Origin of the sequence: Actinomadura rifamycini DSM 43936, from assembly GCF_000425065.1 — a bacterium.
Lineage (GTDB): Bacteria > Actinomycetota > Actinomycetes > Streptosporangiales > Streptosporangiaceae > Spirillospora > Spirillospora rifamycini.
Genome location: NZ_KE384300.1, coordinates 350,448 through 364,401, shown reverse-complemented (window position 1 = coordinate 364,401; position 13,954 = coordinate 350,448). Strand labels below are relative to the sequence as shown.

Genomic DNA, 13,954 nt, shown 5'->3' with positions numbered 1-13,954 from the left:
ATATCAGCGTTTCGTCCCTCGCTCCCCCTAACTTGACTCGCACATCACAAGATCGCGGGGGTGCGCATTGACGGCATGGGACATCGATCCGCAGGGCGTCCAGGGCGTCATCAACCGGACGGCCGAGGCGTTCGCCCCGTTCGAGCAGCACGCGGGAGCGTTCGCCACCGGCTGCCGCGACGCCGGCACCGCGTCCGGCAGCACACAGGTCTCCAAGGCCCTCAGCGGGTTCGTCGAGCACCACAGGCCCACCCTCCTCGGCCTGCGCAACCGCACCCAGCGCACCCTGCGCGGCGCGGCCGAGGCCACCAACGCCTACGTACGCGGCGACGAGGAGATGGCCGCCCAAGCCCAGGCGAAGGCCGCCCGGACGAGCCGATGATCGTCCCCGACCACGTCCTGAGCATCATGTCCGGCGTCAACCCCGACGCCGTCGAAGCCGAGGCCCACGGCCTCAAGAAGGCCGCCACCGGGATCCGCGAGACCGGCGCGGACGTCCACTCCACGTGGCAGGGCCTCTCGGCCTTCTACGAGGCCCCCGAGGCCGCCGACCTCTTCTCCGCCACCGCGCCCGTCCGCGACGACGCCGCATCGTTCGCCGGGCAGCTCGAGAAGGTCACCGGCGCCCTCACCACCTACGCCGCCGAGACCCGCGTCATCAAGCGCAAGCTGACCGACCTGTACATGCAGGCCGTCACCTTCGTGAACAAGACCTACGCCGAAGAAGAAGACTGGCGCAAGAACGAGGACCTCGTCCAGGAGAACAACTCCCTCCTCCAAGCCGTCGACGCCCAGGCACTCGCCTTCCAGAAAGCCCAGGAAAAGGCATCCACGAGCATCTACTCGGCTTACGGCGGCACCGCCCCGAGCAAACAGATGTGCACCGACGGCAAGCCGCTCACCTGGGGCACGCCCGAAGAGGCCGAGAACCCCTGGTACGAGGACATGTGGGACGGCGCCACCTCGTTCCTCACGGGCTTCTTCGGCGACGGCCTGTGGGGCGACGCCACGGGCCTCTGGGACCTCGCCACCTCCCCCGACAAGTGGCGCGAGTCCTTCGAGAACCTCATGGTCCTCGGCACCCCCGCCATAGCCCTCCTCTCCCCCAAACTCCGCGGCAAGTTCGGCGAGACCTGGAAGGGCTTCGGCAAGAGCTTCGTCGCCTGGGACCAGTGGAAGCAGGACCCCGCCCGGGCCCTCGGCAACACCGCCTACAACATCGTCACCACGATCATCCCGATCGGCAAAGCCGGCAGCGCCGGCAAAATCGCCAAGGGCACCCGCGCCGCCGCCAAGGTGGGCGAAGCCCTCGACCCGCTCTCCCTCACCCTCCGCGCCGGCGCCCGCCTCCCCAAGGTCTCCGACATAGCCGCCCAACTCACTCACAAGTTCGGCGACCTGGGCACCAAACTAAAACTCGACCTGACCCGGACAAGAGTCATCACCCCCCACGTAGACCCAGCCACCATCACCTGGAACCACCCACCCACCCCCGATTCCCCGTCCCGCGCACCGGACTCACCCGAGTCCGCACCTCCCAATCTCGCCGCCCCCGCAAGAGCTTCGGGCGAGGCCCCCCGCCAGGCGGAGATACCCGCCCACATCCCCGAATGGATGCTCCGCGATCACCAGCAACCGGCAACCCAAGCAGTCCGCACCTCCCACGAACGCACCCCCGAGCTGGTAGGCGCCCGCCCCCCTGAAGTAACCAACACCACCAACGATGGCCAGAAACCACCACATCAAGCCGCTGAAAACAAAGACAGCGGCAAGCATCATAATAGTGGCGGCGCCCCTTCTGCTTCCGAGCCCGGCAACGGTTGGCGGGAGGCCGCCGACTCTGGAGCACCTCGACCTGAATCGCCAGGCACATCCCGCCCGGGCGATCCACCCATAAGCCCGCCACATGACCGTTCAACCAGTATCGGCGGCGACGGCCCACAAGAGCTTCCGCCAGAGCACTTCGGTAGTATCGTTCCACAGCAGCCAAGTCCGTTGGGCGAGAAATATACGCCCGGAGTATATGATCCGCCTGACCCCAACCCGGACAACAGGTTCAACGACCAGGAACGCGATACCGCGTTCCTGCGCGCAGGCGAAGGAAGACTCGTCACCCGCCTTCCGGTTCACATAAGGAGCCACGAAGGATTCAACTCGATGGATGCACTTGAACGCACAGGTCCGGAAGACCCAGGGACTCCAACGGAATACAAGAGTGTCGGCAGAAACACCAGAAGCGCCGTCGACAAAGCGCTGGGCAAGGGCTTCGAAAAGTTGGATGAGCAACCGGACGGGAGCCAACTCTGGGGCGACATCGTCATCGATGGCCGCAAGGGCGGCCTCGAGATCATCCACGTCTTGAACGGACTCAAATCCCGGCTTGGCCGGATGCTTCCGGCCGGCGACGAGCGCCTGCAGCATCTCGGTCGGATCGAGGCTTATCTCGGCAACGGAACGAAAGTCGTATACGAGAACGGCGACATCATCCATGTTGATGGCACGGATACGAGGCTCCTCGGACGATGGACACCGGAAGCGCGTAGATTTACCTCGCAGGCCGATGCCGGCGACGGCACGGGCACTTGATGGCGGTGATGCCCGGCCGGTCAACCATCGGCTCCCGACACACTGAAGGGAACCTGACGACATGGAGGAACCACTATGAGCAGCACCGTTGACGTTTACCTGGCGTATCCGGGCGACATGCCCTCTCTAGCCCAGAACGTCGCCGTCCTGCTGGGCACCACCGGATACTTCGGAACCAAACACGGCTACACCTATACGATCAGTTCTCTGACGGAACTCGGCGAAACAGGGTTCGCCACGTTGCGGCTGAGCGTAAGCGACTGGAGTGAGCTCGATCTTGACACGACCACAGCGTTCGAGCCGTACGGTTATGAGCTTTCCATCGAGGTCGGCAACGTTCACCACCTGTCCAGAAAAAACGTCCAGCGAAAGCTTGGCTTCCGTTTTTTTGAGAGCTTGACCAAACTGGAGCGACCTTTGGCCCTCGGGGACGAGGACGACATCCTCGCCGACTTTCACCCTGTGCGCGGCGTCCGCGAATTTCCACCAGGCACATCTTGGGACGAGGACGGCCGTGAAACATGGTTCGATCTCAACTTGTTCGACACAACTGCGAAGACCTCTACCGCACTCCAGCGCACCTCCCCCGCGCACGGAGCCGTTACCGTATTCGAGCAAAACGGGCTGGTCCAGGTGCTGCCACGTATCAATCTCTCCGACGATACACGTGAGACGATCACCGCGCCGGTCGCTTCGCTTCGCAGTACCGCGGGAGACGCACTGCTGGGCCGGACTCTAGCGGAAGTGTTCAACCATTCTGCACTCGCGGACGCGGCAACCACAGCAAACCCATGGAAATGGATAACCGGCACGTCTCGAATGAGTCTTGAAGACTATGTGCGCGTAGCTGTATCCGTCGATCTCACCTTGACACACGAAACAATCTCCGCATTTCTACATGCACCCTCGATCGATCTTCTCAAAGGACACCGGGGGCCACCCTTTGATTTTCTGACGACAAGCAGGAAAGGCGCCTGGGATGACGAGTCGATGGGTGGTTTTCTCTTGACTCAGATAGGCAAGGTGCGCACTCATCTGGAAGAACGTTGACCCTTGAGATGCCAACAAGCCCCAGATGAGTGATACGTGACGATCGCACCAATTAGCTGGGGAGGGTTGGGTGTCGCGGGATGTGGTGGCGCTGGTTGAGGGGGAGCCTGATGTGGGGGCTGTTGTGGCGGGGATGGTGGCGGCGGACGAGGGGTTGCGGGTGCGGGCGGTCCATGGGGGTGGGGCTTTGCAGTTGTGCGATGAGGACGGGCGGGTGGTGGTGACGGTCGAGACGCCGGTGCTCGTGCGGGTGCGGAGTGAGCTGGTGCGGGTGCTGGGGCCCGAGGTGGCGGGGGTGGACGTGCCCGTGTGGTGGGTCGAGGCGCGGGGGGCGGAGAAGCGGGACGGCTCGGAGGTGCTGGCGCTGCGGTTCGCGGGCGAACTGGTGCGGCGGCTCGGCGGGGTGGTGTGGACCGGGGATCCCGAGTACGTGAGGCGGGCGGTGTGACGACGGTCGATCTGCTGACCGAGCGGGTCGGTGTGGTGATGCAGAACCGGCCCGTGGTGTCGATGTCGTCGTGGACGGCCGAGGCCGTCCGGGCGTGCTCGGCGGAGGGCAGAGGGCTGCAGGTCGTGACGCCCGCGCACTCGCGGCTGACGCTGCCGCTGCGGCTCGCGTTGAACGGGCCCGACTGCCGGTGGGTCGTGACCGGTCCGGACGGCGGGTTCTTCGACGGGCTGTCCGGAGCCGGGCTCGCATGGGACGGCGAGCGGTTCGCCCCGACGGGTACGCGGCGGCGGGGCGGAGGGGACGGCTCGTTCCTCGTGGTGAACGCGGTCGTGCGGCATACCGCGTACGACACCTTGATGCTCGGGGTGGCCGCGCAGACGCTGTGCGAGAGCCTCGGGGGCCCGCCGGTCGGGTGGGGCACGTCGGAGCCGGCGGCGAACCCGTGGGACGTCGAGGCGCTGACGGAGCTGTGCAGGGAGCGGGCGCCCGGCGGTACGCGGCTGGTGTTCGCGGGAGAGGAGCCGGTCGTCGGGACGATGACGGTGACGCGGACGGACGGGGGCGTCCAGGAGAGCCTCACGGTCGGGGCGCGGGACGGGGCGGACGCGCGGGGCGCGGCGGAGCGGCTCGCGGCGGGGTTCTCGCTGGTCAGCGTGGTCGCCCAGCGGGTTCCCGGACGGGACGACCTGACCGTGGGCGCCGACGAGTGCGGGCCGCCGGTGCCGGTGGGGCTGGGCCTCGGGCCGGAGGTGGCCGTGGAGTTCGGTGCGATGGGATGGTTCGACCTCGAGGAGGGGCCGGCCGGGTGGGACGAACTGGCCCGGATCGTGTCCCGGTACCGGGGTGCCGAGGGGGCCGTGTGACGACTCGGATGGTGCATCGGCCGGCGCGGACGGTGCATCCGCCGTCCGGTCCCGCGGCGCGCGAGGTGGAGGCGCCGCCGACGCTGCCGGAGCGGAGCGGCGGCGGGCAGCTCATGGCGGTGCTGCCGATGGTCGGGATGATGGGGTCGCTGACCGTCATGACGGTGGTGCGGAACCCGGCGTTCATCGGGCTGGGCGCGGTGCTGCTGGTGGTGGCGCTGGCGGCGGGCGTCGGGCTGCTGCTGTCGCGGCGGGGGCAGGTGACGCGGCAGCGGCGGAACCACCGGGAGCGGTACCTGGAGTACCTGGAGGAGCTGCGGGAGACGCTGGCGGCGGAGGAGCGGGCGGCGCGGGCGGAGGCGCGGTTGCTGGATCCGCCGCCGGAGGCGCTGTACGACGTCGTCCGCGATCCGGCGCGGCTGTGGGAGCGCCGGCGGCGCAGCCCCGACTTCCTGCGGGTGCGGGTCGGGACCGGGCTCGTGCCGGGGCGGCGGCTGGTCGTCGGCGAGGAGGGCACGGCGCTGGCGCCGACGGACCCGTTCATGCTGTCGGAGGCGAACGCGCTGGTCGAGCGGTTCCGGACGGCGCCCGACATGCCGGTGACGGTGCCGCTGGACGGCGCGGGCGACGTGAGCGTCGTGGGCGGCCGGGAGGACGTCCTGCGGCTGATGCGCGCGCTGCTGGTGCAGCTCGCGGCGTTCCACGCGCCCGAGGACGTCGGCGTGGCGTACGGCGGGTCGCGGCCGGAGGAGTGGGAGTGGCTGAAGTGGCCGCCGCACGCGCTGGACCGGCGGCGCCGGGAGGGCGGGGCGCCGTTCCGGCTGGTGGCGCCGAGCCCGCTGCGGCTGGCGGCGCTGCTGGCGAACGACCTGCAGGCGCGGACGGACGTCGCGGCGGAGCTGCGGCGGGGGCTGGGCGTGCGGGACCCGGCGGTGTTCCGGCGGCTGGTGGTGGTGCACGACGTGCACGGTGACGTGGCCGTGGAGCTGGTGCGTCCGGACGAGGGGGTGCCGGTCGCGGACCTGGGCGTCACGGTGGTGCATCTGCTGGCGGAGCAGGCGCACGAGCCGGGCGAGGTCGGGGTGCGGGTCCGGGTGGACGGCGACCGGGTCGAGGTGACGGATCTGCGGGGCGAGGCCCCGGTGCGGACGGCGGGGACGCTGGACGACGTGCCGGGCGGGATGCTCGAGGGGCTGGCGCGGATGCTGGCGCCGCTGCGGCTGTCGCGGGAGTCGGCGGAGGAGGCGGCGGCGCAGGGCGGGGAGGTCGACTTCCCGGCGCTGCTCGGCGTGCGCGACGTCGAGGACGTGGACGTCCCGGCGCTGTGGGCGCCGCGCGGGGAGCGGGCGTTCCTGCGGGTGCCGATCGGGGCGGACGACGCGGGCGGCGCGGTCGTCCTGGACCTGAAGGAGGCGGCGAGCCTCGGGATGGGGCCGCACGGGCTGTGCGTGGGCGCGACCGGGTCCGGCAAGAGCGAGCTGCTGCGGACGCTGGTGCTGGCGCTGGCGTGCACGCACTCCCCCGAGCAGGTCGCGATGGTGCTGGTCGACTACAAGGGCGGGGCGACGTTCGCGCCGTTCGGCGCGCTGCCGCAGGTGGCGGGCGTGATTACGAACCTGGAGGACGACGCGGGGCTGGTCGAGCGGGTGCACGCGAGCCTGTCCGGGGAGGTGCAGCGGCGCCAGCGGGTGCTGAAGGACGCGGGGAACGTCGCGAGCATCGGGGACTACCGGCACCTGCGGGAGTCGCGGCCGGAGCTGCCGGAGCTGCCGCACCTGCTGGTGATCATCGACGAGTTCGGGGAGCTGCTGACGGCGCGGCCCGACTTCATCGAGCTGTTCCTGTCGATCGGGCGGATCGGCCGGAGCATCGGGGTGCACCTGCTGCTGGCGAGCCAGCGGATCGAGAGCGGGAAGCTGCGGGGGCTGGAGACGTACCTGTCGTACCGGATCGGGCTGCGGACGTTCTCGGAGGAGGAGAGCCGCACGGTGCTCGACACGCCCGACGCGTTCCGGCTGCCCGCGATGCCCGGGTTCGGGTATCTGAAGGTGGACACGAGCATCTACACCCGGTTCAAGGGCGGGTACGTGTCGGGCCCGCACCGGGGGCCGGTGGTGGTGGGCGAGGACGCGCCGGACGTCCCGTCCGTGCGGGCGTACCCGCTGTGCCCCCCGCCGGAGCCCGCGGGGCGCCCGGCGGAGGCGGAGCCGGCCCTGCCGGTGCGCACGGCGGGCCCGACGCTGCTGGACGTGCTGACCGGCGAGGTGGCGCGGCACGGTGCGCCGGTCCGGCGGATCTGGCTGCCGCCGCTGCCGGCGCTGACGTCGCTGGACGCGGTGTGCGGGGCGCCGGAGGCGGCCCCCGGCGGGCTGCGGCTGCCGGTGGAGCCGGAGCCGCTGCGGGTGCCGGTCGGGCTGCTGGACGACCCCCGCCGGCAGTGGCAGGGGCTGTGGCGGCTGGACCTGGCGGCCGCGGGCGGGCACGTCGCGGTCATCGGCGGGCCGCAGACCGGCAAGACGACGCTGCTGCGCACGCTGGTGCTGTCGCTGGCGCTCACGTCCGCGCCCGGCGAGGTCGCCGTGTACGGGCTGGACCTGGCGGGCGGCGGGCTGCACGCGCTGGACGGGCTGCCGATCGTGGGCGGTGTCGCGGGCCGCACGGACCGGGAGCGGGTGCGGCGGACCGTGGAGGAGGTCCACGCGATGCTGGAGCACCGCGAGGAGGTGTTCCGGCGGCGCGGCATCGACGGGGTCGAGCGGCTGCGGCGGCTGCACGCCGCCGGGGAGGTGCCGGAGCTGGCGTGCGCGGACGTGGTGCTGGTCGTCGACGGGTTCGGCGCGGTGCGCGACGACTTCGAGGAGCTCGACGACATGGTCTCCGACGTGCTGCGGCGCGGCGGCGGCTACGGCGTGCACGTGGTGGCGGGGATGCTGCGGTGGAACGACGTGCGGATCGCGGCGCAGTCGACGTTCGGGCAGCGGGTCGAGCTGCGGCTGAACGACCCGGCCGACTCGACGGTGGACCGCAGGCTGGCCGGGACGATCACCGCGGCGACGCCGGGGCGGGCGCTGACCGACGGCGGCCTGTTCGGGCACGTCGCGGTGCCCGCGCTGGGCGGCGAACCGGACCCGACCGCGCCGGGCACCGCGCTGGAGGCGGCGGTCCGGGCGGTCGCCGGGGCCTGGACGGGTCCGCAGGCGCCGCCGGTGCGCGTCCTGCCGGACCTGGTCCCGGCCCGCGACCTGCCGGGCCCGGCGGACGCGCCGCGGACCGTCCCGTTCGCCCTCGACGAGCGTTTCGCGGCGGCGGACGTCGATCTGTTCGGCCGCGACCAGAACCTGCTGGTGCTCGGCGACGGCGGCTGCGGCAAGTCGAACCTGCTGCGGCTCCTGGCGCGCGGCCTGATGGACCGGTACTCCCCCGGCGAGCTGGTGTTCGCCGTCATGGACCCGCGCCGCTCCCTGCAGGGCTTCGTGCCCGACCCGTACCTCGGCGGCTACGGGACGACCCCGCGGGTGTGCGCGGGGCTCGCGGCGGGGGTGGCGAAGGAGCTGGACGGCCGGATGCCCGACGACTCGGGCCCGGTCGAGGTCGCGGGCCCGCGCATCGTGGTGCTGGTGGACGACTACGACCTGCTGACCACGGCGGGCCGGCAGCCGCTCGCGCCGTTCCTCCCGTTCGTCCCGAACGGGCGCGACATCGGGCTGCACTTCGCGGTGGCCCGCCGGGTGGCGGGCGCGTCCCGCGGGCTGTACGAGCCGATCGTCCAGGCCGTCCGGGAGATCGGCACGGGCGCGCTGGTGATGGCGGGCGACCGGTCCGAGGGGCAGCTGTTCCCGCGGGTGTACGCCGAGCCGCTGCCGCCCGGCCGCGGGCTGTGGATCCCGCGCGGCGGGTCCCCCCGCCCCGTCCAGACGGCGGTGGCCGGCGGCGTCTAGCGGTGGTGGCTCTCGCCGGGCCAGAGGCTCTCGACGTCGGCGGGTTCGGGGTCGATGCCGGGCACGGTCTGCTCGCACCAGACGACCTTGCCCGCGGCGGTGCGGCGGCTGCCCCAGCGGTGCGCGAGCTGGCTGACGACGAGGAGGCCGCGGCCGTTCTCGTCGTCGTCCTCGGCGCGGCGGAGGCGGGGCAGCGCGGCGGACCGGTCGAGGACCTCGCAGACGAGGGTGCGCTCGTAGAGCAGCCGCAGCTCGATGGGGCCGTGCGCGTACCGGTACGCGTTGGTGATCAGCTCGGAGATCAGCAGCTGGGTGGTGTACTCGAGTTCTTCGAGGCCCCAGTCGGCGAGGCGGGTGCGGACGAGCCCGCGGGCGCGGCGCACGGCGGCGGGGTCGGCGGGCAGCGTCCAGGAGGCGCGGCGGTCCTCGGGGAGGCGGCGCAGCCGGGCGATGAGCACGGCGATGTCGTCGCGGTGCTGGTCGGCGTAGACGCCCGCGAGGGTGGCCTTCGCGAGGTCCTCCATGGGACGGTCCACCGAGTCGGGGCCGAAGATGGTGCGGAGCCGGGCGAGGCCGTCGTCGATGTCGCGGCCGCGGTTCTCGACGAGCCCGTCGGTGTAGATGACGAACAGGCTGCCGTCCTCGACGGTGAACTCGCGGCTCTCGATCGCGGCGCCGCCGGCGACGCCGAGCGGCGGCGCGGGCGGCACCCGCAGGTACTCGTTGTCGCCGCCGGGGCCGGCGAGCAGCGGCGGCAGGTGCCCGGCGGAGGCGATCTCGATGGTGCCGGTGGTGGCGTCGTACACGGCGTAGACGCAGGTGGCGAAGTGGGGTTCCTGCTCGCCGAGCTCGATCATCAGCTCGTGCATGACGTGCAGGGCGTCCGCGGGCGGCAGTTCCAGGTTCGCGAGGGTGTGCAGGGCGGTGCGCAGCCGCCCCATCGTGACGGCGGCGCGGACGCCGTGCCCGGCGACGTCGCCGACGATCAGCGCGACGCGGGCGCCGGGCAGCGCGATCGACTCGTACCAGTCGCCGCCGACCTCGACGAGCTTGCTGCCGGGCAGGTAGCGGTGCCGGACCTCGACCGACGACGGCGCGGACAGCCGGTTCGGCAGCAGGCTGCGCTGGAGGGCGAGGGCGGTGGCGCGCTCGCGGCTGTAGCGGCGGGCGTTCTCGATGACGATCGCGGCGCCGCCCGCGAACTCCATGCCGATCTCGACGTCGTACCGGTCGAACTTGCGGAAGCCGGGGACGCGGGTGCAGGCGATGAAGCCGAGCAGCGTGTCGTTGGCGATCAGCGGCAGCAGCACCATCGAGACGTCGGTGAGCAGCGCGCCCGCGGGGTCGCGCCGCCAGATCCGCCCGATGGCCCCGGCGGCGTCGGCGTCGATGTGGGGGCGGTGGACGGGACGGGCCGTGTCCATGACCTCGTGGTACGGGGTGCCCTCGGGGAAGACGAGGACCTCGCCGACGGGGAACGCGGACGTCCAGGCGAGGTTGTCGTCGTCGGAGGTGACGGCGATGCGGCGCATGACGGCCGAGCCGGACTCGCTGTGCACCTCGTCGGCGGCGACGAGGCTCTCCAGCACCAGCACGGACGCGGCGTTGCAGTAGTGCGGGACGACCACTTCGACGATCTTGCGTGCGGACTGGTCGAGGTCGAGCGTGTCGCCGAACCGGGTGAGCGGGTCGTCCAGCAGGGCGCGGCGCATGAGGGCCGGGTCCTGGTAGCGCTCGCTCGGGGGCAGCGCCACCTGGACGTACAGCAGCGCGGCGGGCGCGGCGCCCTCGTCGCCGCCGAGCATGGGCTGCGCGGTCACGATCGCGGAGACCGTGTCGCCGCGGCTCTGGACGGGCAGGACGCCGCGGCGCTCCTGGTTCTCGCCGATGGCCTCCAGCATCGACTCCAGCTCGGCTTTGCCCTCCTCCGCGACGAGGTCGCAGGCGGGGCGGCCCAGCAGCTCCCCCGCTTCTTTCCCGAGGACGGCGCGGACGTTGGGCCCGCACTGGACGATCCGCCGGGCGCCGTCGACGCCCAGGACGAGGGTCCGGGAGGCCGAGTCGGGGCCGGGGACGTCGCCTCGCGGCGCCATGACGGATCTCACTGACGCGCTCCAGACAGCCGGTCGTCGTAGCAGTATCCAGCGACAGTATGGGCCATGACACCGTTACGCGGGGAGAAGATCGCGCTTACCGTGCGGAAAACCGGACTCCGAACCACACTTTGCACCCAACTCGCCCCAATAGATTGTGGAATGTCGGGGCTACCCGAATCGTTGACCAAGTGGCACGATCGGACCGTCTGGGTACGCCACCGTGGCGCCTCAAGACCGGAGGTTTCGCATGTCTTCTTCTGTTGCACCCCCCGCCCAGCCCACCGCGCTGTACGGCGGCACCGGCGGGCGGCGGGTCACCGTCCGGGACATCGCGGCGGCCAAGCAGCGGCACGAGAAGTGGCCGATGCTCACCGCCTACGACGCCCTCACCGCGCGGGTGTTCGACGAGGCCGGCATCCCCGTGCTGCTCGTCGGCGACTCGGCCGCCATGGTCGTCTACGGCTACGACTCGACGATCCCCGTGACGGTCGACGACCTGGTCCCGCTCACCGCCGCGGTCGTCCGCGGGTCCAAGCGCGCGATGGTGGTCGCCGACCTGCCGTTCGGCTCGTACCAGACGGGCGTGTCCGAGGCCCTCGCCAGCGCCACCCGCTTCATGAAGGAGGCGGGCGCCCACGCGATCAAGCTGGAGGGCGGGCGCCGCATCCTGCCGCAGGTCGAGGCGCTGGTCGCGGCCGGCATCCCGGTGATGGCGCACCTCGGCCTCACCCCGCAGTCGGTGAACGTCTTCGGCGGGTACCGGGTGCAGGGCCGCGGCGAGTCCGGCGAGGAGCTGATCGCCGACGCCAAGGCGCTGGAGGCCGCCGGCGCGTTCTCGGTCGTGCTCGAATGCGTCCCCGAGGAGCTCGCCGCGCGCGTCACCGCGTCGCTGTCCATCCCGACGATCGGCATCGGCGCCGGCGGCGGCACCGACGCGCAGGTCCTGGTATGGCAGGACATGGCGGGCCTCACCCCGCACACCGCCAAGTTCGTCAAGAAGTTCGCGGACGTGAACACCGTCCTCGGCGACGCCGCCCGCGCCTACGCGGACGAGGTCGTCGGCGGCACCTACCCGGCCGCCGAGCACTCCTACAAGTAGCGCACCGGGCCCGGCGGGACGGCGTCAGCCCGGGCCGTCGCCGTCCTCCCGGGCCCGCCGGTGCGTCGAGCGCGCCACGATCAGCCGGTCGTCCGGCCGCAGGGCGGCGCAGTCGGGGTGGTCGAACGGCAGCTTGCGCCCGTCCCGCACCACCGCCAGCACCGGCTCCGCGGCGGCCGAGAGCGGCCGCCCGGCCTCCTCGGCCGTCACCCCCCGCTCGATCAGGTCGAGGCCGCTGCCCTGGTCGAGCAGGTCCTCGATGACCTCCCCGACGTGGGGGTGCCGGGTCGAGACGCCCAGCAGCCGCCCCGCGGCCTCCGACGACGTCACGACGTGGTCGGCGCCGCTCTGCCGCAGCAGCGGGACGTTCTCCGACTCGCGCACCGACGCCTGGATGCCGGCCCGCGGGTTGAGCTGCCGCGCGGTCAGCGTGATCAGCACCGCGGTGTCGTCCCGCCCGGCCGCCACGACGATCTCGCGGGCCCGCGGTGCCCCGGCCTGCCGGAGCACGGAGCTGCGGGTGGCGTCCCCCACGATCCCCGCCAGGCCCGCCTCCGCCGCCTCGGCGACGACGCGCGGGTCGGGGTCGACCACGACGATCGACTCGTGCGGGATCCCGGTGGTCAGCAGGGTCTTGATGGCGCTCCGGCCCTTCGTTCCGTAGCCGGTCACCACGATGTGGTCGCGCACGCGGGCCCTCCAGCGTGACTTCCGCCAGTCCTCGCGGGTGCGTTCCGCGAGCACCTCGAGGGTCGTGCCGACGAGGACGATCAGGAACAGCACCCGCACGGGCGTGACGAAGAGGATGTTGACGAGCCGGGCGCTGTCGCTCACCGGCGTGACGTCGCCGTACCCGGTCGTCGAGACGGACACGGTGGCGTAGTAGAAGGCGTCCAGCAGCGTGACCTCGCCGTCGGCGGAGTCGCGGTAGCCGTCGCGGCCGAGGTACACGGCGGCCACGACGGCCAGCACCGCGAGCGCGGCGATCCCGACGCGCCGCCCGACGGCGCGCAGCGGCCCCGTCCGCGCCTTCGGCAGCAGGACGAGCGGCCGCCGCGCCGCCTCCGGATCGATCACGAGCGCTCCCCTGCCCGCCGGCGGTCGCCGCGACCGGCCCGGAACGCGGCCGGCGGCGCCGACCGGATCACACGTCGGTGATGCGGATGCCGGCGTGGGCCTTGTAGCGGCGGTTCATCGAGATGAGGTTCGCGGTGAACGCCTCGATCTGGCCCGCGTTGTGGAGGCGGCCGCCGTACACGCCGCGCATGCCGGGGATCCGGCCGGCGAGGGCCTGCACGAGGTCGGTGGCCTCCCGGTCGTTGCCGAGGACCAGGACGTCCAGCTCCATCTCGCCGACCGCGGGGTCGAGCAGCAGCTTCGCCGACACGTGGTGGAAGGCGGCGACGACGCGGCTGTCCGGCAGGACGGCGGCGGCCTGCTCGGCGGCGCTGCCCTCCTCGACCGGCAGCGCGAACGCGCCCTTGCCCTTCTCGAAGCCCAGCGGGTTGACGCAGTCAACGACGATCTTGCCGGCGAGCTCGTCCCGCACCGACTCCAGCGTGGCCCGGTGGCCCTCCCACGGGACGGCGACGATCACGATGTCGGACCCGCCGGCCGCGGCCGGGTTCTCCGCGCCCGACACCTCGAGGCCCGGGTCGCCCGCCTTCAGGTCGTCCGCGGCCTCCTGCGCCCGGTCCGCCTTGCGGGAGCCGATCGTCACCCGGTGCCCGGCGAGCGCGAACCGGCGGGCGAGCCCCTTGCCCTGGTCGCCGGTGCCGCCGAGGATCCCGATCGTGAGGCCGCTCGCGTCCGGGAGGTCGTGGGGATTCTTCCGCTGCTGTTCGCTCATGCCGCCGAGTCTGCCAGGCGGG

Annotated in this window: 10 protein-coding genes; 7 read left to right on the top strand and 3 right to left on the bottom strand. The window is 72.0% G+C overall.

What is annotated here, in order from left to right; all coding sequences use genetic code 11:
- Positions 1-67: 67 nt before the first annotated feature.
- The 6 genes from H505_RS0135080 (at position 68) to H505_RS0135060 (ending at position 8,888) form a co-directional block, all read left to right on the top strand.
- Entirely contained in the window at positions 68-382 is a 315-nt protein-coding gene (locus H505_RS0135080; RefSeq protein WP_026405668.1) for a DUF6507 family protein, read from the top strand.
- Positions 379-2,586, top strand: a complete 2,208-nt coding sequence (locus tag H505_RS0135075; RefSeq protein ID WP_026405667.1) for a hypothetical protein — start codon at positions 379-381, stop codon at positions 2,584-2,586. Before H505_RS0135080 ends, H505_RS0135075 begins: the two co-directional genes overlap by 4 nt.
- A gap of 75 nt (positions 2,587-2,661) precedes the next feature.
- On the top strand, positions 2,662-3,636 hold the full coding sequence (locus H505_RS50410) for a hypothetical protein (protein WP_157433251.1): 975 nt from the start codon (positions 2,662-2,664) through the stop codon (positions 3,634-3,636).
- A gap of 112 nt (positions 3,637-3,748) precedes the next feature.
- Positions 3,749-4,084, top strand: coding sequence for a hypothetical protein (locus H505_RS48380; protein ID WP_157433250.1), 336 nt, complete (start codon positions 3,749-3,751; stop codon positions 4,082-4,084).
- Positions 4,081-4,950 (top strand): DUF6177 family protein, encoded by an 870-nt coding sequence (locus H505_RS48375; protein ID WP_051301512.1) that lies wholly within the window; start codon positions 4,081-4,083, stop codon positions 4,948-4,950. The genes H505_RS48380 and H505_RS48375 overlap by 4 nt, the downstream gene beginning before the upstream one ends.
- Positions 4,947-8,888 (top strand): type VII secretion protein EccC, encoded by a 3,942-nt coding sequence (locus tag H505_RS0135060; protein ID WP_026405666.1) that lies wholly within the window; start codon positions 4,947-4,949, stop codon positions 8,886-8,888. Before H505_RS48375 ends, H505_RS0135060 begins: the two co-directional genes overlap by 4 nt.
- On the opposite strand, the gene H505_RS0135055 is transcribed toward H505_RS0135060, so the two are convergent.
- Positions 8,885-10,981, bottom strand: a complete 2,097-nt coding sequence (locus H505_RS0135055) for an ATP-binding SpoIIE family protein phosphatase (RefSeq protein WP_026405665.1) — start codon at positions 10,979-10,981, stop codon at positions 8,885-8,887. The two genes, H505_RS0135060 and H505_RS0135055, sit on opposite strands and share 4 nt — an antisense overlap.
- 250 nt (positions 10,982-11,231) lie before the next feature.
- Between H505_RS0135055 and panB the strand changes: the two genes are divergently transcribed.
- On the top strand, positions 11,232-12,083 hold the full coding sequence (panB, locus tag H505_RS0135050) for a 3-methyl-2-oxobutanoate hydroxymethyltransferase (RefSeq protein ID WP_026405664.1): 852 nt from the start codon (positions 11,232-11,234) through the stop codon (positions 12,081-12,083).
- 24 nt (positions 12,084-12,107) lie between these two features.
- On the opposite strand, the gene H505_RS0135045 is transcribed toward panB, so the two are convergent.
- The gene (locus tag H505_RS0135045; protein ID WP_064743774.1) at positions 12,108-13,160 is read right to left on the bottom strand and encodes a potassium channel family protein; all 1,053 of its coding nucleotides are present in this window, start codon (positions 13,158-13,160) and stop codon (positions 12,108-12,110) included.
- 67 nt (positions 13,161-13,227) lie between these two features.
- Positions 13,228-13,932 carry an NADPH-dependent F420 reductase gene (npdG, locus tag H505_RS0135040; RefSeq protein ID WP_026405662.1) on the bottom strand — a complete coding sequence of 235 codons (705 nt, stop codon included), beginning with the start codon at positions 13,930-13,932 and terminating at the stop codon, positions 13,228-13,230.
- Positions 13,933-13,954: the final 22 nt, after the last annotated feature.

Excerpts from the sequence above, each read along its gene's own strand:
- H505_RS0135075 (WP_026405667.1), top strand. The coding sequence starts at position 379 with ATGATCGTCCCCGACCACGTCCTGAGCATCATGTCCGGCGTCAACCCC.
- H505_RS50410 (WP_157433251.1), top strand. The coding sequence starts at position 2,662 with ATGAGCAGCACCGTTGACGTTTACCTGGCGTATCCGGGCGACATGCCC.
- H505_RS0135055 (WP_026405665.1), bottom strand. The coding sequence starts at position 10,981 with ATGGCGCCGCGAGGCGACGTCCCCGGCCCCGACTCGGCCTCCCGGACC.
- panB (WP_026405664.1), top strand. The coding sequence starts at position 11,232 with ATGTCTTCTTCTGTTGCACCCCCCGCCCAGCCCACCGCGCTGTACGGC.
- npdG (WP_026405662.1), bottom strand. The coding sequence starts at position 13,932 with ATGAGCGAACAGCAGCGGAAGAATCCCCACGACCTCCCGGACGCGAGC.